The sequence below is a fragment of the Modestobacter sp. SYSU DS0904 genome (assembly GCF_054051115.1).
In genome coordinates this window covers 1-21,626 of the sequence record NZ_JBJHAQ010000010.1, presented here as the reverse complement: position 1 = coordinate 21,626, position 21,626 = coordinate 1, and the positions used below count along the sequence as shown (strand labels likewise).

At 75.5% G+C, this 21,626-nt stretch carries 27 protein-coding genes; 15 read left to right on the top strand and 12 right to left on the bottom strand.

The window, feature by feature from the left end; genetic code table 11:
* Window positions 1–11 precede the first annotated feature (11 nt).
* Window positions 12–1,301: a M18 family aminopeptidase gene (locus tag ACI79U_RS08920; RefSeq protein ID WP_457066596.1), complete on the bottom strand. Its 1,290-nt coding sequence runs from the start codon at window positions 1,299–1,301 to the stop codon at window positions 12–14.
* Between the two features lie 124 nt (window positions 1,302–1,425).
* Here ACI79U_RS08920 and ACI79U_RS08915 point away from each other — a divergent pair, with 124 nt between their 5' ends.
* From ACI79U_RS08915 to ACI79U_RS08890, 6 genes are all read left to right on the top strand, one after another.
* Window positions 1,426–1,695 (top strand): hypothetical protein, encoded by a 270-nt coding sequence (locus ACI79U_RS08915; RefSeq protein WP_457066594.1) that lies wholly within the window; start codon window positions 1,426–1,428, stop codon window positions 1,693–1,695.
* A 52-nt stretch (window positions 1,696–1,747) separates the two neighbouring features.
* Complete coding sequence (locus tag ACI79U_RS08910; RefSeq protein WP_457066592.1) at window positions 1,748–2,626, top strand: AAA family ATPase; 879 nt, start codon at window positions 1,748–1,750, stop codon at window positions 2,624–2,626.
* Complete coding sequence (locus ACI79U_RS08905) at window positions 2,619–3,719, top strand: vWA domain-containing protein (RefSeq protein ID WP_457066590.1); 1,101 nt, start codon at window positions 2,619–2,621, stop codon at window positions 3,717–3,719. The genes ACI79U_RS08910 and ACI79U_RS08905 overlap by 8 nt, the downstream gene beginning before the upstream one ends.
* Window positions 3,720–3,793: 74 nt before the next feature.
* The gene (locus ACI79U_RS08900) at window positions 3,794–4,915 is read left to right on the top strand and encodes an XdhC family protein (protein ID WP_457066588.1); all 1,122 of its coding nucleotides are present in this window, start codon (window positions 3,794–3,796) and stop codon (window positions 4,913–4,915) included.
* Window positions 4,912–5,484 (top strand): MOSC domain-containing protein, encoded by a 573-nt coding sequence (locus tag ACI79U_RS08895; protein WP_457066586.1) that lies wholly within the window; start codon window positions 4,912–4,914, stop codon window positions 5,482–5,484. Before ACI79U_RS08900 ends, ACI79U_RS08895 begins: the two co-directional genes overlap by 4 nt.
* Window positions 5,485–5,564: 80 nt before the next feature.
* The gene (locus ACI79U_RS08890) at window positions 5,565–6,311 is read left to right on the top strand and encodes a hypothetical protein (protein WP_457066584.1); all 747 of its coding nucleotides are present in this window, start codon (window positions 5,565–5,567) and stop codon (window positions 6,309–6,311) included.
* Window positions 6,312–6,341: 30 nt separating this feature from the next.
* On the opposite strand, the gene ACI79U_RS08885 is transcribed toward ACI79U_RS08890, so the two are convergent.
* The 3 genes from ACI79U_RS08885 to ACI79U_RS08875 form a co-directional block, all read right to left on the bottom strand.
* Complete coding sequence (locus ACI79U_RS08885; RefSeq protein WP_457066582.1) at window positions 6,342–7,259, bottom strand: vWA domain-containing protein; 918 nt, start codon at window positions 7,257–7,259, stop codon at window positions 6,342–6,344.
* A gap of 140 nt (window positions 7,260–7,399) precedes the next feature.
* Complete coding sequence (locus ACI79U_RS08880) at window positions 7,400–8,305, bottom strand: AAA family ATPase (RefSeq protein ID WP_457066580.1); 906 nt, start codon at window positions 8,303–8,305, stop codon at window positions 7,400–7,402.
* Between the two features lie 8 nt (window positions 8,306–8,313).
* The gene (locus tag ACI79U_RS08875; protein ID WP_457066578.1) at window positions 8,314–9,441 is read right to left on the bottom strand and encodes an NDMA-dependent alcohol dehydrogenase; all 1,128 of its coding nucleotides are present in this window, start codon (window positions 9,439–9,441) and stop codon (window positions 8,314–8,316) included.
* 145 nt (window positions 9,442–9,586) lie between these two features.
* Between ACI79U_RS08875 and ACI79U_RS08870 the strand changes: the two genes are divergently transcribed.
* From ACI79U_RS08870 to ACI79U_RS08860, 3 genes are read left to right on the top strand one after another with little or no spacing between them, the layout of a single operon-like run.
* Window positions 9,587–10,975 (top strand): bifunctional 3-(3-hydroxy-phenyl)propionate/3-hydroxycinnamic acid hydroxylase, encoded by a 1,389-nt coding sequence (locus tag ACI79U_RS08870; RefSeq protein WP_457066576.1) that lies wholly within the window; start codon window positions 9,587–9,589, stop codon window positions 10,973–10,975.
* The gene (gene cpt, locus ACI79U_RS08865) at window positions 10,972–11,505 is read left to right on the top strand and encodes a chloramphenicol phosphotransferase CPT (protein WP_457066574.1); all 534 of its coding nucleotides are present in this window, start codon (window positions 10,972–10,974) and stop codon (window positions 11,503–11,505) included. The genes ACI79U_RS08870 and cpt overlap by 4 nt, the downstream gene beginning before the upstream one ends.
* 21 nt (window positions 11,506–11,526) lie before the next feature.
* Window positions 11,527–12,165 carry a maleylpyruvate isomerase family mycothiol-dependent enzyme gene (locus tag ACI79U_RS08860; protein ID WP_457066572.1) on the top strand — a complete coding sequence of 213 codons (639 nt, stop codon included), beginning with the start codon at window positions 11,527–11,529 and terminating at the stop codon, window positions 12,163–12,165.
* Window positions 12,166–12,189: 24 nt separating this feature from the next.
* Here ACI79U_RS08860 and ACI79U_RS08855 read toward each other — a convergent pair whose 3' ends face one another.
* Window positions 12,190–12,411 (bottom strand): hypothetical protein, encoded by a 222-nt coding sequence (locus ACI79U_RS08855; protein WP_457066570.1) that lies wholly within the window; start codon window positions 12,409–12,411, stop codon window positions 12,190–12,192.
* A gap of 18 nt (window positions 12,412–12,429) precedes the next feature.
* Here ACI79U_RS08855 and ACI79U_RS08850 point away from each other — a divergent pair, with 18 nt between their 5' ends.
* Window positions 12,430–13,170, top strand: coding sequence for a VOC family protein (locus ACI79U_RS08850; protein WP_457066568.1), 741 nt, complete (start codon window positions 12,430–12,432; stop codon window positions 13,168–13,170).
* On the opposite strand, the gene ACI79U_RS08845 is transcribed toward ACI79U_RS08850, so the two are convergent.
* The 3 genes from ACI79U_RS08845 to ACI79U_RS08835 all read right to left on the bottom strand — a co-directional run bounded on the left by ACI79U_RS08845 (window position 13,061) and on the right by ACI79U_RS08835 (window position 14,491).
* Window positions 13,061–13,585 carry an N-acetyltransferase family protein gene (locus tag ACI79U_RS08845; protein WP_457066566.1) on the bottom strand — a complete coding sequence of 175 codons (525 nt, stop codon included), beginning with the start codon at window positions 13,583–13,585 and terminating at the stop codon, window positions 13,061–13,063. The genes ACI79U_RS08850 and ACI79U_RS08845 overlap by 110 nt on opposite strands.
* Before the next feature lie 136 nt (window positions 13,586–13,721).
* Complete coding sequence (locus ACI79U_RS08840; protein ID WP_457066564.1) at window positions 13,722–14,024, bottom strand: transcriptional regulator; 303 nt, start codon at window positions 14,022–14,024, stop codon at window positions 13,722–13,724.
* Window positions 14,021–14,491, bottom strand: a complete 471-nt coding sequence (locus ACI79U_RS08835; RefSeq protein WP_457066562.1) for a hypothetical protein — start codon at window positions 14,489–14,491, stop codon at window positions 14,021–14,023. The genes ACI79U_RS08840 and ACI79U_RS08835 overlap by 4 nt, the downstream gene beginning before the upstream one ends.
* Window positions 14,492–14,579: 88 nt before the next feature.
* On the opposite strand from ACI79U_RS08835, the gene ACI79U_RS08830 reads away from it, so the two are divergent.
* Window positions 14,580–15,782 carry a cysteine desulfurase-like protein gene (locus ACI79U_RS08830; protein ID WP_457066560.1) on the top strand — a complete coding sequence of 401 codons (1,203 nt, stop codon included), beginning with the start codon at window positions 14,580–14,582 and terminating at the stop codon, window positions 15,780–15,782.
* A gap of 1 nt (window position 15,783) precedes the next feature.
* Here the strand turns inward: ACI79U_RS08830 and ACI79U_RS08825 are convergent, their stop codons facing one another.
* The gene (locus tag ACI79U_RS08825; protein WP_457066558.1) at window positions 15,784–16,248 is read right to left on the bottom strand and encodes an SRPBCC family protein; all 465 of its coding nucleotides are present in this window, start codon (window positions 16,246–16,248) and stop codon (window positions 15,784–15,786) included.
* 15 nt (window positions 16,249–16,263) lie between these two features.
* Entirely contained in the window at window positions 16,264–16,986 is a 723-nt protein-coding gene (locus ACI79U_RS08820) for a mycothiol-dependent nitroreductase Rv2466c family protein (protein WP_457066556.1), read from the bottom strand.
* 130 nt (window positions 16,987–17,116) lie between these two features.
* Between ACI79U_RS08820 and ACI79U_RS08815 the strand changes: the two genes are divergently transcribed.
* Window positions 17,117–17,668 (top strand): hypothetical protein, encoded by a 552-nt coding sequence (locus ACI79U_RS08815; protein WP_457066554.1) that lies wholly within the window; start codon window positions 17,117–17,119, stop codon window positions 17,666–17,668.
* An 88-nt stretch (window positions 17,669–17,756) separates the two neighbouring features.
* Here ACI79U_RS08815 and ACI79U_RS08810 read toward each other — a convergent pair whose 3' ends face one another.
* On the bottom strand, window positions 17,757–18,929 hold the full coding sequence (locus ACI79U_RS08810) for a diguanylate cyclase (RefSeq protein WP_457066552.1): 1,173 nt from the start codon (window positions 18,927–18,929) through the stop codon (window positions 17,757–17,759).
* A gap of 74 nt (window positions 18,930–19,003) precedes the next feature.
* Complete coding sequence (gene mftR / locus ACI79U_RS08805; RefSeq protein WP_457066550.1) at window positions 19,004–19,597, bottom strand: mycofactocin system transcriptional regulator; 594 nt, start codon at window positions 19,595–19,597, stop codon at window positions 19,004–19,006.
* A gap of 118 nt (window positions 19,598–19,715) precedes the next feature.
* Between mftR and mftA the strand changes: the two genes are divergently transcribed.
* Genes mftA through mftC form a run of 3 tightly spaced genes read left to right on the top strand, consistent with a single transcriptional unit; the run spans window position 19,716 to window position 21,417 of the window.
* The gene (gene mftA / locus ACI79U_RS08800; RefSeq protein ID WP_457066548.1) at window positions 19,716–19,835 is read left to right on the top strand and encodes an electron carrier mycofactocin; all 120 of its coding nucleotides are present in this window, start codon (window positions 19,716–19,718) and stop codon (window positions 19,833–19,835) included.
* Window positions 19,836–19,849: 14 nt separating this feature from the next.
* Window positions 19,850–20,188, top strand: a complete 339-nt coding sequence (gene mftB / locus ACI79U_RS08795) for a mycofactocin biosynthesis chaperone MftB (RefSeq protein ID WP_457066546.1) — start codon at window positions 19,850–19,852, stop codon at window positions 20,186–20,188.
* Complete coding sequence (gene mftC / locus ACI79U_RS08790) at window positions 20,185–21,417, top strand: mycofactocin radical SAM maturase (RefSeq protein WP_457066544.1); 1,233 nt, start codon at window positions 20,185–20,187, stop codon at window positions 21,415–21,417. The genes mftB and mftC overlap by 4 nt, the downstream gene beginning before the upstream one ends.
* Window positions 21,418–21,626 lie beyond the last annotated feature (209 nt).

Sequence of the window (21,626 nt, the reverse complement as noted above, 5' to 3'; positions counted from 1 at the left end):
GGGCAGTGCGCTCAGTCGGTGAAGCAGGCGGTCAGCGCGGAGACCATCAGCGGGACGTCCCGGGCGCTGGCCAGCTCGCGGGCCGAGTGCATCGCGAGCATCGGCGCGCCGATGTCCACCGTGGCGATCCCCAGCCGGGTCGCGGTCAGCGGGCCGATGGTGCTGCCGCACGGCAGGTCGGCGCGGCTGACGAACCACTGCACCGGCACCGACGCCGCCGCGCAGCGCTCGGCGAACCACGCGCCGCCCACCCCGTCGGTCGCGTACGCCTGGTTGGCGTTCACCTTCAGCACCGGCCCGCCACCCAGCTGCGGGGTGTGCGCCGACTCGTGCCGCTCGCCCCGGGTCGGGTGCACGGCGTGCGCCATGTCCGCGCTGACCAGCACCGACCGGGCGATCGCGCGGTGCACCGCCTGGGCGTCCCCCGGGTCGGTCGCGGCCACCAGCCGGTTCACGACGTCCTCCAGGAAGCTGCCCCGGGCCCCGGACATCGACCCGCTGCCGACCTCCTCGTGGTCGTTGCAGACCAGCAGCTGCGTGCGCTCCCCGGCCGGTGCCCCGATCAGCGCGGTCAGCCCCGAGTGGCAGCAGGCCAGGTCGTCCAGCCGCGGCGCGGCCACCCAGCTGCCGTCGGCACCTGCCCGGGCCGCCGGCTGGGTGTCGGCCAGCACCAGGTCGTGCCCGACGACGTCGCCCACCCCGACCCCGGCCGCCGTGGCGACCGCCTCGCGCAACCCCGGCTCGGTGCCCAGGTCGCGGTCCCACACCGGCACCAGGTGTCGCTGCGGGTCGAGGGTCAGCCCCTCCCGCACGCTGCGGTCCAGGTGGATCGCGAGCGACGGCAGCCGCAGCGGCGCCCCCGGCAGCTCGACCAGCGCCTCCCCGCCACCGCGCAGCGCCACCCGGCCGGCCACGGTCAGCTCCCGGTCCAGCCAGGTGTGCCACAGCCCGCCGCCGTAGGGCTCCACCCCGACCAGCCGGTACCCGGCCTGCCGGACGTCGGAGTGCGGCCGCACCCGGAACGTGGGGGAGTCGGTGTGCGCGCCGACCAGCCGCATCCCGGTCTCCGCCAGCGCCCCGCTGCCCAGCCGGAACGCGATCAGGCTGCCGCCCCGCCGGACGACGAAGTGGGCACCGCCGGGCGCGAGCGCCCAGCTGTCGGTCTCGGCGAGCTCGGTGAACCCGGCCCCGACCAGGCGGCGGGACATCTCGGCCACCGCGTGCCCCGGCGAGGGGGAGGCGTCGATGAAGGCGCGCAGGTCGTCGCCGAGGGGCAGGTCGTCGGTCGGGGTCTCCGGCATCCGCCCATCGTCCCCCGAGCGAGTGGCACCCAGATCGCAGGGGCCGGAGTGGAGACGGTCGCCCCTACGCCGCCCCGCCCGCCTGACCTGCGTTTCCCGGGGCCGGCCCGGGTAGGGGCCTCCCGTGGCGGACGACGACATCGAGATCCAGAAGCAGGGCGAGGGCGAGTACGTGGTGGTGCAGCCCACCGAGGCCGACGACGTGACCACGTGGTTCACCCTCACCCCCGAGGCGCTCGACCGGCTGGGCGCCGACGACGAGGAGGACGTCGTGCGGCGCACGGTGCGGTTCCTCCGCCGGCACCAGGACGTCGCCGACTTCCCCGAGGTCGTCGAGCTGGAGGACGTCATCGCCAGCTACGAGGACTACCTGCCCGCGATGGCGGAGGACTGACGGGCGGAAGGCTGGTCGGCCCGGGGAGCCCCGCGGTGGGATGCTGCGGGGCGTGACGCAGCCTACCGACCCCGCCGCGCTCGCCGACGCCCTCGAGTCGACCGGCTACCTGCCGGACGAGGGCCTGGCGACGGCGGCGTACCTGGCGCTGGTCATGCACCGCCCGCTGTTCCTGGAGGGCGAGGCCGGCGTCGGCAAGACCGCGCTGGCCCGGGCGCTGGCGGAGGTCACCGGCCGGCCGCTGTACCGGCTGCAGTGTTACGAGGGCCTGGAGGCCAGCCACGCCCTCTACGACTGGGACTTCGGCCGGCAGCTGCTGCACCTGCGCGCCGCCGAGGCCGCGCACGCGACCGGTGACGCCGAGCAGCTGGAGGCCGGGCTCTACGACCGGCGCTTCCTGCTGGCCCGCCCGCTGCTGCAGGCGCTGGAGGACTCCCCGTCGGTGCTGCTGGTCGACGAGGTCGACCGGGCCGACGACGAGTTTGAGGCGTTCCTGCTCGAGGTGCTCAGCGACTTCACCATCTCCGTCCCCGAGCTCGGCACCATCCGGGCGGAGACACCGCCGCTGGTCGTGCTCACCTCCAACCGCACCCGCGAGGTGCACGACGCGCTCAAGCGCCGCTGCCTCTACCACTGGCTGGAACACCCGGACTTCGACCGCGAGGTGGCGATCCTGCGCCGCCGGCTGCCCGAGGTGACCGAGTCGCTGGCCCGCCAGGTGGCCGGGGCGACGGCGAAGCTCCGCACGCTGGACCTCATGAAGCCGCCGGGGGTGGCCGAGGCGATGGACTGGGCCTCGGCGCTGCACGCGCTCGGTGCCCGGGAGCTGGACCCGGACACCGCCGCCCGCACCCTCGGTGCGGTGCTCAAGTACCGGGAGGACGGCGAGCGGGTGCGTTCGCTGGCCCGGGGGGCGCTCTTCGGTGGCTGACGTCGTCTCGACCGTGCTGGGGTTCGCCCGCACGCTGCGGCACGCCGGGGTCGCCGCCTCGCCCGACCGGGTCGAGGCGATGCTCGCCGCGGTGGCGCACCTCGACGTCCTCGACGCCGCCGCCGTCTACTGGGCCGGCCGGCTGACCCTGTGCGGCAGCCCCGACGACCTCGACCGCTACGACGCCGCGTTCGCGGCCTACTTCGCCGGCGAGGCGCCGCGCCTGCGGCGGGGTGCGCCCGCCGAACCCCCGCGGGTGGCGCACATCGCCCCACTGGGCAGCGGGGACGCCGGCGAGCCCGGCGAGGAGCCGTCGGACCTGGCCACCCGGGCCAGTGGCCAGGAGGTGCTGCGGCACCGGGACGTCGCCGAGCTGACCGGAGCCGAGCGGGAGCAGCTGCGCCGGCTGTTCGCGCTGCTCGCCCCGGCCACCCCGATGCGTCGGTCGCGGCGCCGGGCCCCGTCGCCGCACGGGTCGGTGCACCGGGGGCGCACGGTCCGCGCCGCGCTGCGCGACGGCGGTGAGGTGCGCCGGCTCGTGCACCACCGGGCCCGGCCCCGCCCGCGCCGGGTGGTGCTGCTGATCGACGTCTCCGGCTCGATGAGCCCCTACGCCGACGCGCTGCTGCGGTTCGCGCACGCCGCCGTCCGGGCCCGCCCGGCGTCGACCGAGGTGTTCACCATCGGCACCCGGCTGACCCGGGTCACCCGCGAGCTGCGGCTGCGCGACCCCGACCGCGCGCTGGCGGCCGGGGGTGCGGCGATCCCCGACTGGTCCGGCGGCACCCGGATCGGTGAGGTGCTCAAGGCGTTCCTGGACCGCTGGGGCCAGCGCGGCACCGCCCGCGGCGCGGTGGTCGTGGTCTGCAGCGACGGCTGGGAGCGCGGCGGGTCGGAGCTGCTGGGCGAGCAGATGGCCCGCCTGCACCGGCTCGCGCACGCCGTCGTCTGGGTGAACCCGCACAAGGGCCGGTCCGGCTACGAGCCGTTGACCAGCGGGATGGTGGCGGCGCTGCCGTCGGTCGACCACTTCGTCGCCGGGCACAGCCTGGCCGCATTCGAGAAGCTGGCAGGGGTGATCACGCGTGCCTGAAGGACCTCGGTCCACTCACCACTCGCAAGCTCGCGGCGAGCCTCCGACCGAGGCCGAACGACGGGAGGACGCAGATGCGCGAAGTTCTTGAGGACCTGGTCGGGTGGTGGCAGGCCGGGGAGACGGTCGGCGTGGGCACCGTGGTGGACACCTGGCGGTCCGCGCCACGACCGCCGGGCGCGTCGATGCTGGTCGGCCCGGACGGGACGGCGGTGGGCAGCGTCTCCGGCGGGTGCGTCGAGGGCGCGGTCTACGAGGAGGCCCGGGACGCCGTCGCCACGGGGACGCCGTCGCTGCAGCGCTACGGCGTGAGCGACGACGACGCCCTCGCCGTGGGCCTGACCTGCGGCGGGATCCTCGACGTGTACGTGGAGCCGGTGTCCCGGGAGTCGTTCCCCGAGCTCGGCGAGGTCGCCGCATCGGTGGGCGCGCACGAGCCGGTCGCCGTCGTCACCTGCGTCAAGGGGCCCGACGACCGGCTCGGCAAGCGGCTGGTGCTCTGGCCCGACCGCTCGTCGGGGACGCTCGGGCTGCAGCGGCTGGACGACGCCGTCGCCGACGACGCCCGCGGCATGCTCGCCGCCGGCCGGACGGCGACGCTCACCTACGGCCACGACGGCGAGCGGCGCGGTGACGAGCTGACCCTGTTCGTCTCCTCCTTCGCCCCGCCGGCCCGGATGGTCGTCTTCGGCGCGATCGACTTCGCCGCCGCCGTCGCCCGGGTGGGGGCCTTCCTCGGCTACCGGGTCACCGTCTGCGACGCCCGGCCGGTGTTCGCCACCGCCCGCCGCTTCCCGGACGCCCACGAGGTGGTGGTCGAGTGGCCGCACCGGTACCTGCAGGCCGAGGTGGACGCCGGGCGGATCGACGAGCGCACCGTGCTCTGCGTGCTCACCCACGACCCGAAGTTCGACGTCCCGCTGCTGGAGGTCGCGCTGCGGTTGCCGGTGGCCTACGTCGGCGCGATGGGCTCCCGGCGCACCCACGACGAGCGGCTGGACCGGCTGCGCGAGGCGGGGCTCACCACCGCCGAGCTGGACCGGCTCGCCTCGCCGATCGGGCTGGACCTGGGCGCCCGCACCCCCGAGGAGACGGCGATCTCGATCGCCGCGGAGATCATCTCCGGCCGCTGGGGCGGTACGGGGGAGCGGCTGGCCGAGGTCGCCGGGCCCATCCACCGCACCGCGGATCGGTGAGCAGCGACCTCCCGCACCGGTACGACGTCGAGGTCGTGGGGCTGCTCGCGTCGCCGGAGCACCGGTACGACGGGCGGCCGGACGACGCGGTCGCCGCGCGGCCGGTGGAGCGGCGGGACCGGATCGAGGTGCGTGCCGGTCTCGGCGTCGTCGGTGACCGCTACTTCGGGAAGCCCGCGCACCGGGACGCGTCGGTGACCGTGCTCGCGGTGGAGTCCGTGGAGGCGCTCGCCGCCGAGCTCGGCGCCGGCCGGCTCGACCCGCTGGCCACCCGGCGCAACGTCGTCCTGCGCGGCGCGGAGGTCGAGGCGCTGCGCGGGACGGAGTTCAGCCTGGACTGCGGCGAGGGCGAGCTGGTGCTCGCCGGCGGCCGGCCGGCGCACCCGTGCGCCTGGCTGGACCGGGTGCTCGCCCCGGGCGCGCACCGCGGCATGCGTGGCCGGGGCGGGATCCGGTGCGCGCCGCGCACCGACGGCGCGCTGCGGCTGGGGCCGGCGGTGCTGCGCTCGGCGGTGCCGCTGGACGCCGCGCGGGCGGCGGTGGCGGTCCGGCCGCCGGTGCGCCGGTGAGTGGTGCATCAGCGCACCGGGGATGATGCCCTGGTCGGGGCGCGACGGGCGGGTCCACGGCACCGAGGAACGGAGACCCCATGCACATCCGCAGGCTGGCCACCGCCGGCGCCACCGCGGGACTCACCGCGGTCCTGCTGGCCGGCTGCGGTGGTGACAGCGGATCGACCGACGAGTCGTCCGGCGAGTCGTCGTCGCCGTCCGCCTCGGAGACCAGCACTGAGCCCGACCTCGCCGACCAGACCGGCGCCGAGGTCTCCGCGGCCGCCGCCGACGCCCTCGAGGAGGCCGGTTCGGTGCACGTCATCGGCAGCACCGGCGTCGGCGCGGAGATGTCGAGCATCGACCTGCTCATGCAGGGCGACGACGTCAGCGGCAGCGTGGAGGTCGGCGGGCAGGCTCTCGGTCTGCTGCGCACCGGCGGCGTGTTCTACATGCAGGCGCCGGCGGACTACTGGACCGCCTCCGGCGTGCCGACCGAGCTCGCCGCCGAGCTGGACGGCTCCTGGGTCGTCCTCCCCGAGGACGCCGCGGCCAGCTTCGCGGAGCTCTCCCTCGACACCCTGGTCGAGGAGCTGCGCACCCCCACCGCCGGGGTCGAGGACGAGGTCGCCACCGACGAGTTCGAGGGTGAGCCGGTCGTCGTCGTCACCCGGACCGACGGCAGCACCCTGGCCGTCGCCGCCGAGGGCGAGCCGTACCCGCTGCAGGTCGTGAGCACCGGCGAGCAGAGCGAGACCCTGACCTTCAGCGAGCACGGCGAGCAGTTCGACATCACCGCCCCCGAGGCGCCGATCGACCCGAGCCAGCTGGGCGCCGGCGGCTAGTCCGAGAGGGCGCTCAGTCCAGCAGGGCGCTCAGTCCAAGAGGGCGCGGACCGCGGCCGGGGCCTGCGCGGGGCGGTGCAACGGTGCACTGCGGCCCCCGCCGGCCGCGGCCAGCGTCGCGCAGTTCGCCACCGACTCCGGGTCCGTGGACAGCCCCAGCACGTGCAGCCGCGCTCCCGCGCGGACCAGCGCGGCCGCCGCGGGGCGGGGGTCGGGGCTGTCGGTGGGCATCCCGTCGGACAGCAGGAGCACGTCCCGCGCCGCCGTCCGGGTGCGGGCGAGCTCCCGGCCCGCCGTCCGCAGCGCCAGGTCCAGGTCGGTCGTGCCGCCGCCGCGCAGGTCGAACAACCGGTCGACGACGAGCTCGGGCCGCGCGACCGCGGACAGCGGCTGCAGCACCACCGCCGTCGACCAGAAGGCGACGACGGCCAGCTCGTCGCCCGGGCGCATCCGCTGGGTGAGCGCCGAGGCGGTGAGCACCGCCGCGGCCAGCTCGTCGCCGGCGACCGAGCCGGAGGCGTCCACCAGCAGCACGCAGGCCCGTCCGGTCGCCCGCCAGCCGCGGGTGTGCAGGTGCTCGGCCCGCCAGTGCGGTTCGGCGCCGCGGGCGGCCAGGGTGGCGTCCAGGTCGACGTCGGAGCCGGTGGGGTCGCGCCGGGTGACCACCCGCCGGCTGCCCGGCCGGTCCGGCAGGCCCCGGCGGGGTGCGGTCACCGGCAGCCGCGCGGCGAGCGCCCGGGCGGCGGCCCGCAGCGCGGGGTCGACCGCGCGCCCCAGCGCGGTCAGCAGCCGCACCGCCGCATCGGGGTCCCGGCCGGCGAGCTCGGCCAGCGCGGCCTCGTCCAGCTGGCCGGCCTCCGGGCTGACCTGCGGCAGGTCCGGGTGCGCGCGGGCCAGCTCGGCCCGCCCGGCGCGCGGGGTGCGCTGCTCGCGCAGCAGCGCCTCCACGTCGGCGTCCTCGGTGACCGGGGCGGGCTGCGCCGGCCGCCGTCCCGGCGGGTCGGCCAGCCGGTCGGGCTGAGGCGCGGGCGGCGGCGGGGGTGCGGGTGCGGGCGCGGGCGCGGACTCCCCCGGCTCGGGCCCGGGGGTCAGTCTTTTCCCAGCTCCTCACCGGCCCGGCGCCAGATGTCGCGGACGACGTCCTCGACCGGGCGGGTCAGGCCGTCGGACACGGTGACCTTGCCGGTCAGCGCGGCGAGCGCGGCGTCGACGCCGACCTCCTCGTCGTTCGGCTCCAGCCCGCGCACCCCGGCCAGCTCCCGGGCGATCAGCACCGTGTCGATCGCGCCGCGCACCGAGGAGCCGATCCGCAGCTCCGGGTGGTCGCGGGTGATCCGCACCGCCCGCACCGCGCGGTGCAGCAGCAGCGCGGGGCCGCCGGTCGCGGTCGTCACCACGGCCCGCTCGTCGTCCTCGGTCTGGTAGCCCATCGCGACGCGGCAGGAGCGGTCGTAGAGCGCCGGGGTGATCCGGGCGGTGCCGACGGCGTCGAACGGGTTCATCGCCGCGACCAGCCGGAAGGTCGGCTGGGCGGTGACCCGGCCGTAGCGGGGCACGTGCATCTCGCGCTCGGACAGCACGCCGAGCAGCACGTTCATCGTCTCCTCGGGCACCCGGTTGAACTCCTCGACGTAGAGGAGCGCGCCCTCGGTCATCGCCCGGGTGAGCGGGCCGGGGACGAAGTTCTCCGGGCGGTAGTCCTCGGTGAGCACCCGGGAGGCGTCGTGGTGGCCGACCAGCCGGGTGGGGGTGAGCTCGGCGTTGCCCTCGACCAGCACGAGCGGCACCCCGGTGCCGTCGGCGAGGGCGCGCAGCAGGGTGGTCTTGCCGGTGCCGGGCGGGCCCTCCAGCACCACGTTGCGGCCCGCCGCCAGCGCGGCGGCGACGACCTCCGCCTCCCGGACGCGGGCCACCACCCGCTGCCGGGCGGTGCGCACCATGCCCACGCCGTCCAGGCGGGCGGCGCCGTTCACGGCGGAGGTCGTCGTCGTCATCGGGCGGGTCAGCCGAACTCGATGACGCCGCGCAGGTTCTTGCCGGCGTGCATGTCGTCGTAGCCGGCGTTGACGTCGTCCAGCCGGTAGCGCTTGGTGATCAGGCCGTCGAGCTTGATGTTGCCCTCCTGCCAGAGCCGCAGCATCCGCGGGATGTCGGTGGTGGGGTTCTGGTCGCCGAACAGCGCGCCCTTGATCTCCTTGCCGAACAGGGTGAAGTCCATCGAGGAGATGGGCAGGCCGACGGCGGAGACCGGGCCGAGCCCGGTCACCACGACCACCCCGGCCTTGCGGACGGAGCCCAGGGCCGCGGCCACGTGCTCGCCGGTGGTGACGCCCACGGTGACCAGCGCCTTGTCCGCGCCCTGCCCGTTGGTGACGCTGCGGGCGAAGTCGGCGGCCTCCTCGATGTCACCGAAGGCGTGCGTGGCGCCGAACTCGCGGGCCTTCTCCTGCTTGAACGGCACCGGGTCGACGGCGATGACGTGGCTCGCGCCGGCGAAGGCCGCACCCTGGACGGCGTTGATGCCGATGCCGCCGATGCCCATCACGATCACCGTCTCGCCCGGCTCGACCGCGCCGGCCTGGGTGGCGGTCCCGAAGCCGGTGCCGACGCCGCAGGAGACCAGGCAGGCGACGTCCATCGGGATGTCGGGGGCGATCTTCACCGCGGACCGGACGTCGATCGTGGTGACCTCGGAGAAGCTGCCGAGCCCGCACATCTGGCCGACCGGGGTGCCGTCGGGCAGGGAGTAGCGGAAGCTCTCCGCGTCGTCCCAGCGCGAACCCATGCCGATGTTGGCGCCGGAGTCGCACAGGTACTGCTTGCCGGTGGCGCACCAGCGGCAGCGGCCGCACGCCGGCAGGAACGAGAAGACGACGTGGTCGCCCTCCTTGATGTCGGTGACGCCGGCGCCGACCCCGATCACCTCGCCGGCGCCCTCGTGGCCGCCGCAGATGGGGTAGTGGCCGCTGGGCATGTCGCCGGTGGCGATGTGGTCGTCGGAGTGGCAGAGGCCCGAGGTGGCCAGCTTCACCTGGATCTCGCCGGAGCGCGGGTCGTCGGCCAGGAGGTCGGTGACCTCCCACTTGCCGGGGGCCTCACGCAGGATCGCGCCGCGGGTGGGAACGGGCACGGGGACCTCCTCCTGCCCTCGTCGTCGAGGGCGTCGGTGCACGGGCACGTTCCTGCACCCGGAGCCGGAACCTATGCCGCCGGTCACACAACCGCGACGTGGGCTTCCGCCAGGTGGCACGGCGGCGGTGGGTGAGACTGGCCCGGTGAGCGTGGTCGTGGTGGGTGCCGGCCCGGTGGGGGTGACCGCGGCGCTGCTGCTGGCCCGCCGGGGGGTCGACGTCCTGGTGCTCGACCGGCACCCGGCGCCCCCTCCGCAGCCCCGCGCCGTCCATCTGGACGACGAGTCGCTGCGGGTGCTGCAGGCCGCCGGCGTCGCCGACGCGTTCGCCGCGGCGAGCCGGCCGATGGCCGGGCTGCGCCTGCTGGACGCCGACCACCGGGTGCTGCTGGAGGCGGCCCGGGGGAGTGGCGTGCACGGCTGGCCGCAGGGCTCGATGTTCCACCAGCCCGACCTGGAGGCGGTGCTCCGGGCGGCGCTGGACGCCGAACCCCGGGCCGGCCTGCGCGGCGGGGTCGAGGTGTTGCACGTGGAACACGGGAGCAGATCGGTCCGGCTCGTGGCCCGGGACCGGGCGACCGGGGCGGTGGAGGAGGTGGTCGCCGACGCGGTGCTGGGCTGCGACGGGGCGAACAGCACGGTGCGCCGGCTGATCGGCGGGTGGATGCGCGACCTCGGCCCGGCCGAGCGCTGGCTGGTGGTCGACCTGTCGTCCGCCGTCCCGCTGGACGTGTGGCCCGGCGTGCACCAGGTCTGCGACCGGGTGCGCCCGGCGACGTTCATGCCGATCACCGGGGACCGGTACCGCGCGGAGTTCCGCCTGGCGCCGGGGGAGACGGCGGCGGACCTGGACCTGCCGGCCCTGCTCGGCCGGTTCGGCGCCGCGGGCTGCGCGGTCGTGCGGACGGCGGAGTACACCTACCGCGCGCAGGTCGCCGACCGCTGGCGCGCCGGGCGGGTGCTGCTGTGCGGCGACGCCGCGCACCTGACGCCGCCGTTCATCGGCCAGGGGCTCGGGCTCGGGCTGCGCGACGTGCACCAGCTGAGCTGGAAGCTGGCGGCGGTGCTGGCCGGCGCCGACGACGCGCTGCTGGACACCCACCAGGCGGAGCGGGCGCCGCACGCCGCGGCGCTGATCCGGCTGGCGGTGCTGCTCGGCCGGCTGATGAACGGCGGCGGGCGCTCCGCGGCGCTGCTCCGCCGGGGCGTGCTCGCGCTGCCCGGGGTGGCCGCCTTCGCCGCGGACAGCCGGACGCCGCCGCTGCGGCCGGGGCCGCTGGTGCGCCGCCGTCGGTTCGCGCCCGGGTCGCCGGTGGGCACGCTGGTGCCGCAGCCGACCGTCGGGGGTCGGCGGCTCGACGACGTGCTGGGTGACGGCTGGACGGTGCTCACCGCGGGCGGCCGGGTGCCCGCCGACTGGCCGGGGCAGGTGGTCGACGCGACCGCGCTCGCCTCGCCCGAGCTGGTCCGGTGGCTGCGCGGCCGCTCGGTGCTGGTGCGGCCGGACCGGATCGTCGCGGCGGTGACCCGGTGACGACGCAGGTCATCGTGCTCAACGGCGGGTCGAGCTCGGGCAAGTCCGGGATCGCCCGCTGCCTGCAGGCGGTGCTGCCGGACCCGTGGCTCCGCCTCGGCGTGGACGACCTGATCGACCGGCTGCCCCCGGCGCTGCTGGACGACCACACCGGCGTGGCGGTCGGGCAGCGTGGCGAGGTGGCCGTCGGCGCGGCCTTCCGGGAGCTGGAGGACGCCTGGATGGCCGGAGTGGCGGGGATGGTCCGGGCAGGGGCGCGCGTCATCGTCGACGACGTGTTCCTCGGCGGGGCCGCCTCCCAGGCGCGCACGCGGGCCCACCTGGCCGGGCTGGCGGTGCTGTGGGTCGGCGTGCGCTGCGATCCGGCGGTCGCCACGGGCCGGGAGCTCGCCCGGGGTGACCGGGTGACCGGGATGGCGGCGTCACAGGCCGAGATCGTGCACCGGGGAGTGCACTACGACTTCGAGGTGGACACCACCCGCACCGAGGCGCTGGACTGTGCCCGCGCCATCGCGGCGCGCGTCAGCTGACCGCAGGCGAGGAGCAGCGCTGTGCAGGAACCCGACCCGTTCGCGCTGACGGCGGTGCGGCGGCGGGCGGTCGCGGACCTGCTGGCGGGGCTGGACGAGAACCAGCTGACGACGCCGAGCCTCTGTGCGGGGTGGGACGTGCGCACGGTCGGTGCCCACCTCGCCGACGCCGCCGCGCCGGGTGCGCTGGGGGAGTTCGCCCGGGACCTGGTGCGCGCCCGAGGCCGGCTGCACCGGGCCAACGACGAGGCCGCGCGCCGCGCCGGCCGCCGTCCGGTGGCCGAGACGGTGGCGCTGCTGCGGGAGCGGGCGGAGAGCCGGTTCACCCCGCCGGTCACCGGGCCGCGGGCGCCGCTGGCCGAGGTGCTGGTGCACGAGGGCGACATGCGGCTCCCGCTCGGGCTGCCGTTCGACCCGGACCCGGCGGCCGTGCGGGTCGCGCTGGAGTTCGTCACCACCGGGCGGCCGGTCGGGTTCGTCCCCCGGGGCCGGCTGCGCGGCCTGCGGTTGGTGGCCACCGACCTGGACTGGTCGGCGGGCGACGGCGCCGAGGCCTGCGGCCGCGGCATCGACCTGCTCCTGGCCGCCTGCGGTCGCACCGCTGTGCTGACGGAGCTGGCCGGGCCGGGCCGGCAGCTGCTCGAGTCGCGCTCGTCGTGACCGGGTGAGGTGGGCGGCGCCGGCTCACGGCCGCTGGTCGGCGATGAGTGGCGCGAGGCCGTCCAGCACTCGCTGGATGCCGAAGCGGTAGGCGTGGTCGGGGTCGTGCGCGCTGCCGTGGGCGGCCCCCGCGGCCGTGCCGACCCGGACGGCGAGGGGGTGGTACTCCTCGTCGAACACCTGACTCAGCAGCGGCGCGTTGGCCGCCCACCACTGCTCGTCGCTCGCGCCTTCCTCGCCGAGCACTTCGGCTTCGCCGAGGAGATGGTCGCCGACGGGTTCGCCTCGCTCTCGCGGGCCGACGCCGGCCTGAACGTGGTCTTCCTGCGCAGGGGCCTGGCCACGCTGCCGGCCGACCAGCGCGACGAGCACGCGAGTGGCCTGATCCTGGCGTTCACCGTTGACGACCTGGAGGGCGAACTGGCGCGCCTGCAGGCGGCCGGGGTCGCCATCACCATGCCGCTGACCGTCGAGGAGTGGGGTGAGCGCGCCTTCCAGGTCCGGGACCCCAACGGCGTGATCGTCCAGCTCGTCGACTGGCAGGGTGCCCCAGCAGCTGAGGACCAGTGGCCCAGCGGACGGGGGTGTGAGGTGATGACCGGGTGGGGCGGAGGGCTCCGGGACGGAGAGCCGGGCGACGCCGATGAGCTGACCGCGCTGCTCCGGCGTTCGCGGGCGGTCGCGATGCCCTGGCTGGCCACCCCGCACGACGAGGCGGCCACCCGCTGGTGGATCGCGCACGTGGTGCTGGCCGAGCAGCGGGTCCGGGTCGCCCAGCACGGCGAGCGCATCGTCGGCTTCTCCGCCGTGGCCGGCGGTTCTACGAGGCGGCGGGCTTCGTCCTGGTCGACGAGGACGACGGCGGCCGCAACGAGGAGCGGGAGCCCGACTGCACCTACGTGTGGCGGGGCTCCTCAGCGCCCTGACGGTCCAGCGGGCGGGCGCGCCAGACGATCGCGCGGGCGGGGTCGCCGGTGGGGCTCGGTTCGATGCGCTCGACGGTGAAGCCCGCCCGCTCGTAGAACGCGCTCGCGCGCTCGTTGGCCGCGAAGTGCTCGATGCACAGCCGCTCGGCGTCGTCCGGCAGCTGGCCGATGACGGCATCGAGCAGCTGCGGGCCCAGCCCCCGGCCGCGGTGCCCGGGGTGGACGTACAGCTTCCAGACCACGTGGTCGGCGCCGCTGCGGCCGCGCTGGGCGACACCGAGCAGCTGTCCGCCGGCCTCGGCGACGACCACCAGCCCGGCGGTCACGGCCGAGCCGATCGCCGTCTCGCTCCACCAGGTGCGGACCTGGTCGGCCGCGGCCTCCGGGCCGATCAGCGGCGCGTAGTGCGGCGGGACGTGCGCCGCACCGAAGCGGCAGATGGCCGGGACGTCGTCCGGCCCCGCCACCCGCACGACCGGCTGCGCTCCCGACACGCGGGCATCTTCCCGCAGCGCTGGACGCACGCGCCCGGCTGCGCCACCCTCCGGGCCCGGATCGCCGGACTGACCGGTCGCCTCCGGGCCGGAGAGACCCACTCGTAGAGCCCCCGTCCCGTGCGGCGGCTCCGCGTCACGTCGGCGAGCTGGCCAGCTGGGCGATGGAGCGCAGCGCGGCGAGGTGGCCGGCCAGGGCCTCCCGTCCACGGGGGGTGAGCTCGAGCCAGACCCGGACGTGGCGGTTGCCCGACTCCTTGCGGATGGTCAGGTAGCCGGCCTCCTGCAGGATCTTGGCCTGCTTGCTGAGCACTGAGTCGCTCACGGCCAGGGCCTCGCGGACCTCGGCGAAGGCCAGCGCCTCGACGGAGCTGAGGATCGCGCAGAGGCGCAACCGGTTCTCCGGGTGGATCACCTCGTCGAAGGCCGGCTGGGTCACCCGTGGTCCCGGCTCGCTCGCTGCTCGGCGCTCGCCCGGTCCACCCGCCGGCCGGTGATCACCGTGAGCACCAGGACCGCCAGGCCGCAGACGACCATCGCACCGGTCAGGTCAGCTGCCCGCTCCAGCACGAGACCGACGGCGAACAGTGCGACGGTGAGGACGACGAAGGCGACGCTGGGGCCCCTGGTCGCCCGGCTGAGGTACGAGCGGTGGGGGGCGGCTCCCGTCGCCGACCGGGCGCCTGCGGAGATGGCGACGACGAGGACGACGAAGGCCGCGACCACGGGCGTGCTCAGGTCGAAGCTGAAGGACGCGAAGACGAGGGCCAGGCAGCCGCCGAGGGCGGGGTGGTACCACCAGGGCCGCACGGCGCGTCGAGCGCCGGCTGCGCTGGCCCCGTCCGCCACGGCCAGCGCCCGCCGGGCAGCTTCGGGGTCCGTCTCGCTGCGCCACGAGTTTTCCATGTCGGAAAGTATGAGACGAGTTTTCCAGTATGGCAACCACGGGTCGGCCGGATCTGTCCCGGCCGACGACCGCGGTTAGCGTGATCCGGTGAGCTTCGACGTCGCCGCGCTGCGTGCCCAGTTCCCGGCCCTGCGGGGCGGGGCCGCCCACTTCGACGGGCCGGGCGGCTCGCAGACGCCGCTGGCCGTGGCGCAGGCGGTCGCCGCGACGATGACCGCGCCGATGGCCAACCGCGGCTCGGTCACCCAGGCCGAGCGGAACGCCGACGCGGTGGTGCGGGAAGCCCGGCAGGCGGTCGCGGACCTCACCGGCGGCGAGCCGGGCGGCGTCGTCTTCGGCCGCAGCGCCACCGCGCTGACATACGAGCTGTCCCGGGTGCTCTCGGCCGGCTGGGGCACGGGCGACGAGGTGGTCGTCACCCGGCTCGACCACGACGCGAACATCCGGCCCTGGGTGCAGGCCGCCGAGGCCCGCGGCGCGACCGTGCGCTGGGCCGACTTCGACCCCGCCACCGGGGAGCTCCACGCAGCCACCGTCGGCGCGCTGCTGTCGGAGCGGACCCGGCTGGTCGCCGTCACCGGCGCCTCCAACCTGATCGGCACCCGCCCCGACGTCGCCGCGATCAGCGCACTCGCCCACGACGCCGGCGCGCTGGTCTGGGTCGACGGCGTCCACCTCACCGCGCACGCCCCGGTCGACGTCACCGTGCTGGGCGCGGACTTCTTCGTCTGCTCGCCGTACAAGTTCCTCGGCCCGCACTGCGGCTGCCTGGTCGCCGCCCCGGCGCTGCTGGAGACGCTGCACCCGGACAAGCTGCTGCCCTCGACGAACGCCGTCCCCGAGCGGTTCGAGCTGGGCACGCTGCCCTACGAGCTGCTCGCCGGCACCACCACCGCCGTCGACGTGCTGGCCGGGATCGCCGGCCCGGAGGGCGACCGGCGGAGCCGGCTCACCGCCGCGATGGCCGCCGTCGAGGAGCACGAGGACCGGCTGCGGGTGCGCATCGAGGACGGCGTCCGGGAGCTGCCCGGCGTCACCCTGTGGTCCCGCGCCGGCCGGCGCACCCCCACGCTGCTGCTGACCTTCGCCGGCCGGGACGCCGCCGACGCCCACCGGTTCCTGGCCGAGCGGGGCGTCAACGCCCCCGCCGGCTCCTTCTACGCGCTGGAGGCCAGCCGCCACCTGGGGCTGGGTGACACCGGCGGCCTGCGCGTCGGCCTCGCCCCCTACAGCGACGACGCCGACGTCGACCGGCTGCTCACCGGCCTGCGGGCGTGGCTGGCCGGCTGAGTCAGCCGCGCTCGGCGATGCGCTTGATCGCGGCGAGCGTGGCCGGGATGCCCTCGTGCGCCGCCCGGGTGCGGTCGTCGATCTGCGCCTGGGCCTGGTCGCCGAACCGCTCGGCGAACAACTGCTGCCCGGCGGGCAGGAACTCCCAGGACTCGGTCAGCCGGGTGCCGCCCTCGACCGGCGTCATGGTGAACTCCCAGCGGACCAGCTTCCCGCCGACCAGCCAGGCGAACTCGCGCCCGCGGTCGGCGGCGACCACCTGGCTGCGGGTCTCCCAGCTGCGGCCGGGCACCTCGTTGCGGCCGGTGAACCAGTCACCCACCTGCCCGGTCGCGCCCTCGTCCCACCAGCAGGCGGTGCATACCGGGCTCCACTCGCCGGTGCGGGTGACGTCGGAGACCAGGTCGTAGAGCGCCTCGGGCGTGGCGTGGACGACGACGGACTCGGTGTGGGTCAGGCTGCTCACCGGGGCAGTCTCCCCCTACTTGTGCTGCCGGCGGCTGCCGCCGTGCCAGTCCTCCTGCGCGCCGACCTGACCCTCCTCGACGCCGAGCCCGCGCAGCTGGGGCAGCTCGCGCAGGCTCCGCTTGAGCTCGGCGAAGCCGGGGAAGCCGGCCAGGCCGACGACGTGGTCCCACAGCCGGACGGCGTCCTCCTCGGCGGGCAGCCGGCTGATCACCGGGCCGAAGAACGCCAGCCCGGCCGGCGGCTGCACGTGCAGGATCGGCGTCCCGACGTCCTTGCCGGTCAGCGCCAGCGCCTCGTCGGTCTCCGCCTGGACGACGGCGTCGTACGAGGTGTCCTCCAGGGCGTCGGCCAGCTCGACCGGGAGGCCGGCGCGCTCCAGCACCGGGGTCAGGTAGCCGCGGGTGCCCCGGTCGCCGTCGCGGGCCCCCGGGTCGGGTGCGGTGTCGAAGACCCGCTGCCCGATCGCCTCGTAGAGCGTGCCGACGGCGGCCCGGCCGTGCTCGTCCCGGGTGCGGGCGGCCACCCGCAGCAGCCGGAGCCCGGCGGTGTGCCCGGCCTCGTACTCCGGCGGGAACTGGGCGTCGTAGTCGACGTGCGCGTTGACCAGCCGCAACGAGATGAACCGCCAGTCGACGGTGTAGTCGCGCTGGGACTGCACCAGCCGCACCCACTTGCTGGTCATCCAGGCGAAGGGGCACACCGGGTCGAAGTAGAAGTTCAGGTCGGCGTCGGCCATGCCCCGAGGCTGCCACGGTCGGCGGCCGATGGCGTGTCGGCGGGTGGGATGCGGGACCACGGGGTACCGGGCCGCTCGTGCGCGGCGACCGCCCCGGCCGCCGTCCTCCTTCGACCACTGGAGTTCGATCATGGCCCGCAACACCCTCTCCCGCTCTCTGCACGACGTCGGCCTCGCGGCCTGGTTCGGTGGCACGCTCGCCAACGCCGTCGCGCTCAACCCGGCGTCCGGCGCAGCCGGCAGCGCCAAGGCCACCGGCGCCGTCGCCAACGAGGGCTGGAACCGGTGGACGCCGGTCAACGCCGCGGCGATCGGCGCGCACCTGATCGGCAGCGTCGGCCAGCTCCAGGCGAACAAGCAGCGCGTCGCCCAGCAGCAGGGCGCCGGTGGCATGTCGGTCGCCAAGACCGCGCTCACCGCCGCGGCCCTCGGCGTCACCGCCTACAGCCGTGCGCTGGGCCGGATCGTCGCCGCCGGGGGCGCCACCCCCTCCAGGCGGGGTACCCGGCCGGCCAAGCGGGCCCGCGCCGAGGTCGCCGTCGCCCAGGAGCGGCTCGACCAGCTCCAGTGGGTCATCCCGGCGCTGACCGGGGCCCTGGTCGTGGTCAGCTCCTATGCGGGGGAGCAGCAGCGCCCGGCCGAGGTGCTGCGCGGGGTCTCCCAGAAGAACCCGACGGTCTGAGACCCGGCCGCGGCGCAGGCGTTGGTGGCCGGCGTCGCGGCCTGCCACCCTCCGGCTGTGTGGCTCGGCGTCGTGAACGCGTCGTCGGTCAGGCGAGCGCCGTCCGGGCCGCCCGGACGGCGTCCCGGCTGCCCTTCGCCCGGTAGAGCTGGGCGTCCGCCGAGGCCAGCAGCCCGCGTGGGTCCGCCCCGGCGCCCACGGCGGCGGCGACGCCGAGCGACAGGCTGACCCCGGGGTCGGTGAACCCCTCGGGGCGCAGGTCGTGCGAGTCGGCCCGGATCCGTTCGGCCAGCCGGACGCCGTCCGCCACCCCCGCCCCGGGCAGCAGCACCGCGAGCTCGTCCCCGCCCAGGCGGGCCACCAGGTCACCGGTGCGCACCCGACTGTGGAGCAGGCCGGCCACCGCCTGCAGGGCCGCGTCGCCGGCCGCGTGGCCGAGCCGGTCGTTCACGCGCTTGAAGTGGTCGACGTCCAGCAGCACGACCGTCAGCTGGTCGCCGGTCTCCCGGGCCCGGGCGCAGCACTCGGCGAGCTCGGCGTCCCAGCGGCGGCGGTTGGCCAGGCCGGTGAGCGGGTCCTCGTGGCTGAGCCGTTCCAGCTGGACGAGCAGCTGCTGGGTGCGGCGCTGCTCGGCCTCGAGCTGCTGCCGAGCGATGAACTCGCCCACGGCCAGCCGCCAGCGTCGCCAGTGGGCCAGCAGCACCACCATGCTGGTGATGGCCAGGAACACGAGCACGGCGACGATGAGCCGGGAGCCCACGGGTGTCGGGTCGACCGCGACCGCGACGAGGAACGCAGCCCACGTGCACAGCACCAGGCGGACGGTCCACCGGGGGCGGACCACCAGCAGCACACCGCTGCCGTGCAGCGCCAGGGACGCCGCCAGCAGGTAGAACTCCAGGTGCTGCACCTCGGTCAGCATCCACGCGCTCGTCACCTGGACCACCGCGAGGAGGGCGAAGACCAGCGCGCCAGGGCGCTCGTGACCTACCGATCGGCGCCACAGCACCAGCAGCAGCGTCCAGATCACCAGGGTGCCGATGGCGCGCACGACGAGCAGTCGGCCGGAGGCCGCGGGCTCCAGGGCGGCGTCGAGGACGGCCCAGCCCGGGTAGCCGACCGCAGCCACCGAGCCGACCGCGAGCCCTGAGGTGCGGGCCCGGGCGGTCACGTGCCGGCGGACCTGGTCGGCGACGAGGTCCGAGCGGCGCGTCCGGGTACGCGCCGGGCGAGGCGCCGGTGCCGGGCGCGCAGTGGGCATGGCTGTTCGATCGGCCGGGCGCTGCGGGCGCTGGACGGGCCTGCCGGGGGGCGTCCCCCGGACGGGTGGCTCGGTCAGCGGCGCAGGGCCGGGAACCCGGCGGCGAGCTGGTCGAAGGCGCTGTGCAGCGAGGCCGCCAGGGTCATCTCGCCGTCGGCGAGCCAGACCTCGAAGGCCGTCGTCGCCGCCGCCCGGGTGCTGGTGGCCACCAGCCGGGGCAGCAGCCCGCCCGGCGTCGTCCCGGTGCGCCGGGCCACGTGCTCGGCCACCACCCGGTCGACCTCGGCGTAGCGCACCTGGGAGTGCGCCTGCAGCGCCGGCTCGGTGAGGATCAGCCGCATCCGCTGCCGCAGCAGCGGCAGATCGGCCTCGGCGTAGTCGTTGACCTCCACGTAGGCCGCGCAGATCGAGGCCATCACCGGTTGCCGGCCGTCGGTGGCGGCCAGCCGGGCCTCCAGGCGCTGGACGTGGCCGGCGAAGTCGCCCCACACCGCGTCGGCCTTGGTGGCGAAGTACCGGAAGTAGGTCCGACGGCTGATCCCGGCGGCGTCGGCGACCTCGTCGGTGGTCACCTGCTCGAAGCCGGTGCCGGTGAACAGCTCCAGGGCGGCCTGCTCGATCCGGGCTCGCGTCAGGTCCCGCGCATCCCCGACCATCGTCTCGACCACGCCCGCCATCCTCTCTCTTCCGCCGTACGGAAAGTCGGCCTCGTTGCCCTTGTCCGTGGCACTGGGTGTCACCTAGCGTCGCCGGAGTCCACGTGACCCAGCTCACCCGGAGGCAATGGTGCCCGAGACCACGCAGCAGGACAGCCAGATCGAGAACGCCGCGCCCGCGGAGGAGGCCCTCGTCGAGGAGTCCCTCGTGGAGGAGGTCTCCATCGACGGCATGTGCGGGGTGTACTGATCGACGCCGCACTGGTGACCGACTCCGCTGCCGGCGCACAGCCGGCCGCGGAGCCGGTGACCGTCCCCGCTGACGAGATCCCCTTCGACGCCTCCGTGCCCTGGCGCAAGTCGCCGTCGGTGGCGCTGCGGCCCGAGCCCTTCGGCGCGCTGGTCTACCACTTCGGCAACCGGAAGCTGTCCTTCCTCAAGTCGAAGCCGCTGGTCGCCGTCGTCACCGCGCTCGAGGAGCACCCGGACGTCCCCGCCACCCTCGTCGCGTGCGGCGTGCCCGAGGCCCAGCACCCGGCCTACGTGACGGCGCTCGCGACGCTCGCCCGGTCGCAGATGATCGAGAGAAGGAGCCCCGCGTGACCGCAGTGCTGCCGTCCCGCCCCGCCCCCGACCGCCCCGTCGGCGGCAAGCTGATCGACCAGTTCGAGTACGGCCTCGACGCCCCGATCTGCCTGACCTGGGAGCTCACCTACGCCTGCAACCTGGCGTGCGTGCACTGCCTGTCCTCCTCCGGACGGCGCGACCCCCGCGAGCTGTCCACCGCCGAGGCCGAGGCGGTCATCGACGAGCTGCAGCGGATGCAGGTCTTCTACGTCAACGTCGGCGGCGGCGAGCCCACCGTCCGGCCGGACTTCTGGCACCTGCTCGACTACGCGATCGGGCACGACGTCGGGGTCAAGTTCTCCACCAACGGCGTGAAGCTGGACAAGACCCGCGCCGCGCAGCTGGCCCGCACCGACTACGTCGACGTGCAGATCTCCCTCGACGGCGCCACCGCCGAGGTCAACGACCGGGTCCGCGGCGCCGGCTCGTTCGCCACCGCCACGAAGGCGCTGGAGAACCTGGCCGAGGCCGGGATGAAGGACTTCAAGGTCTCCGTCGTCGTCACCCGGGAGAACGCCGGGCAGCTCGACCAGTTCAAGGAGCTCACCGACCACTACGGCGCCCAGCTCCGGATCACCCGGCTGCGACCGTCCGGCCGCGGGGCCGACGTCTGGGACCAGCTGCACCCCACGATGGCCCAGCAGAAGGACCTCTACACCTGGCTGCTGGCCAACGGCGACAACGTGCTCACCGGCGACTCGTTCTTCCACCTCTCCGCGTTCGGCGAGGCCCTGCCCGGGCTGAACCTGTGCGGCGCGGGCCGGGTCGTCTGCCTGATCGACCCGGTCGGTGACGTCTACGCCTGCCCGTTCGCCATCCACGAGAACTTCCTGGCCGGCAACGTGCGCAGCGAGGGCGGCTTCCAGCGGGTCTGGCAGACCAGCGAGCTGTTCACCGACCTGCGCAACCCGCAGACCGGTGGCGCCTGCACCAAGTGCGCCCACTTCGACGCCTGCCGCGGTGGCTGCATGGCGGCGAAGTTCTTCACCGGCCTCCCGCTGGACGGGCCCGACCCCGAGTGCGTGCAGGGCTACGGGGAGAGCGCGCTGGCGGCCCGGGACCTCGAGCTGGTCACACCCAAGAGCCACCTCGACCACTCGCACAAGGGACCGGTGCGCGGCCAGCCCACGCTGCTGGGCATGCCGTCGATCCCGCCGGCGAAGATCTGCGACGAGTCCCCGCTCGCCGGCCTGCAGCTGGACTGACTGTGAGCATGGCCGGGCCGGTCTGATGGTGATGGGCTGGCGGCCGGCAGTAGTGGGCGTGACCCTTGGTCTGACTGGCTTGGTGCCTTTGAGCCGACTTGTCCGTCTGCTGCTGCCGGCACCGGCCCGGCCGGAGACGTTGGCCTGATCAGGAGCTTGACCGCCAGTTGGCGCTGGCGTGTCTCATCACAGTCCTGCCATCTCCGCAC

Excerpts from the sequence above, each read along its gene's own strand:
- ACI79U_RS08890 (WP_457066584.1), top strand. The coding sequence starts at position 5,565 with ATGCACATCCGCAGGCTGGCCACCGCCGGCGCCACCGCGGGACTCACC.
- ACI79U_RS08820 (WP_457066556.1), bottom strand. The coding sequence starts at position 16,986 with ATGGCCGACGCCGACCTGAACTTCTACTTCGACCCGGTGTGCCCCTTC.
- ACI79U_RS08810 (WP_457066552.1), bottom strand. The coding sequence starts at position 18,929 with ATGCCCACTGCGCGCCCGGCACCGGCGCCTCGCCCGGCGCGTACCCGG.
- ACI79U_RS08920 (WP_457066596.1), bottom strand. The coding sequence starts at position 1,301 with ATGCCGGAGACCCCGACCGACGACCTGCCCCTCGGCGACGACCTGCGC.
- ACI79U_RS08815 (WP_457066554.1), top strand. The coding sequence starts at position 17,117 with ATGGCCCGCAACACCCTCTCCCGCTCTCTGCACGACGTCGGCCTCGCG.
- ACI79U_RS08850 (WP_457066568.1), top strand. The coding sequence starts at position 12,430 with ATGGTCGCCGACGGGTTCGCCTCGCTCTCGCGGGCCGACGCCGGCCTG.
- ACI79U_RS08900 (WP_457066588.1), top strand. The coding sequence starts at position 3,794 with ATGCGCGAAGTTCTTGAGGACCTGGTCGGGTGGTGGCAGGCCGGGGAG.
- ACI79U_RS08835 (WP_457066562.1), bottom strand. The coding sequence starts at position 14,491 with ATGGAAAACTCGTGGCGCAGCGAGACGGACCCCGAAGCTGCCCGGCGG.
- ACI79U_RS08880 (WP_457066580.1), bottom strand. The coding sequence starts at position 8,305 with ATGACGACGACGACCTCCGCCGTGAACGGCGCCGCCCGCCTGGACGGC.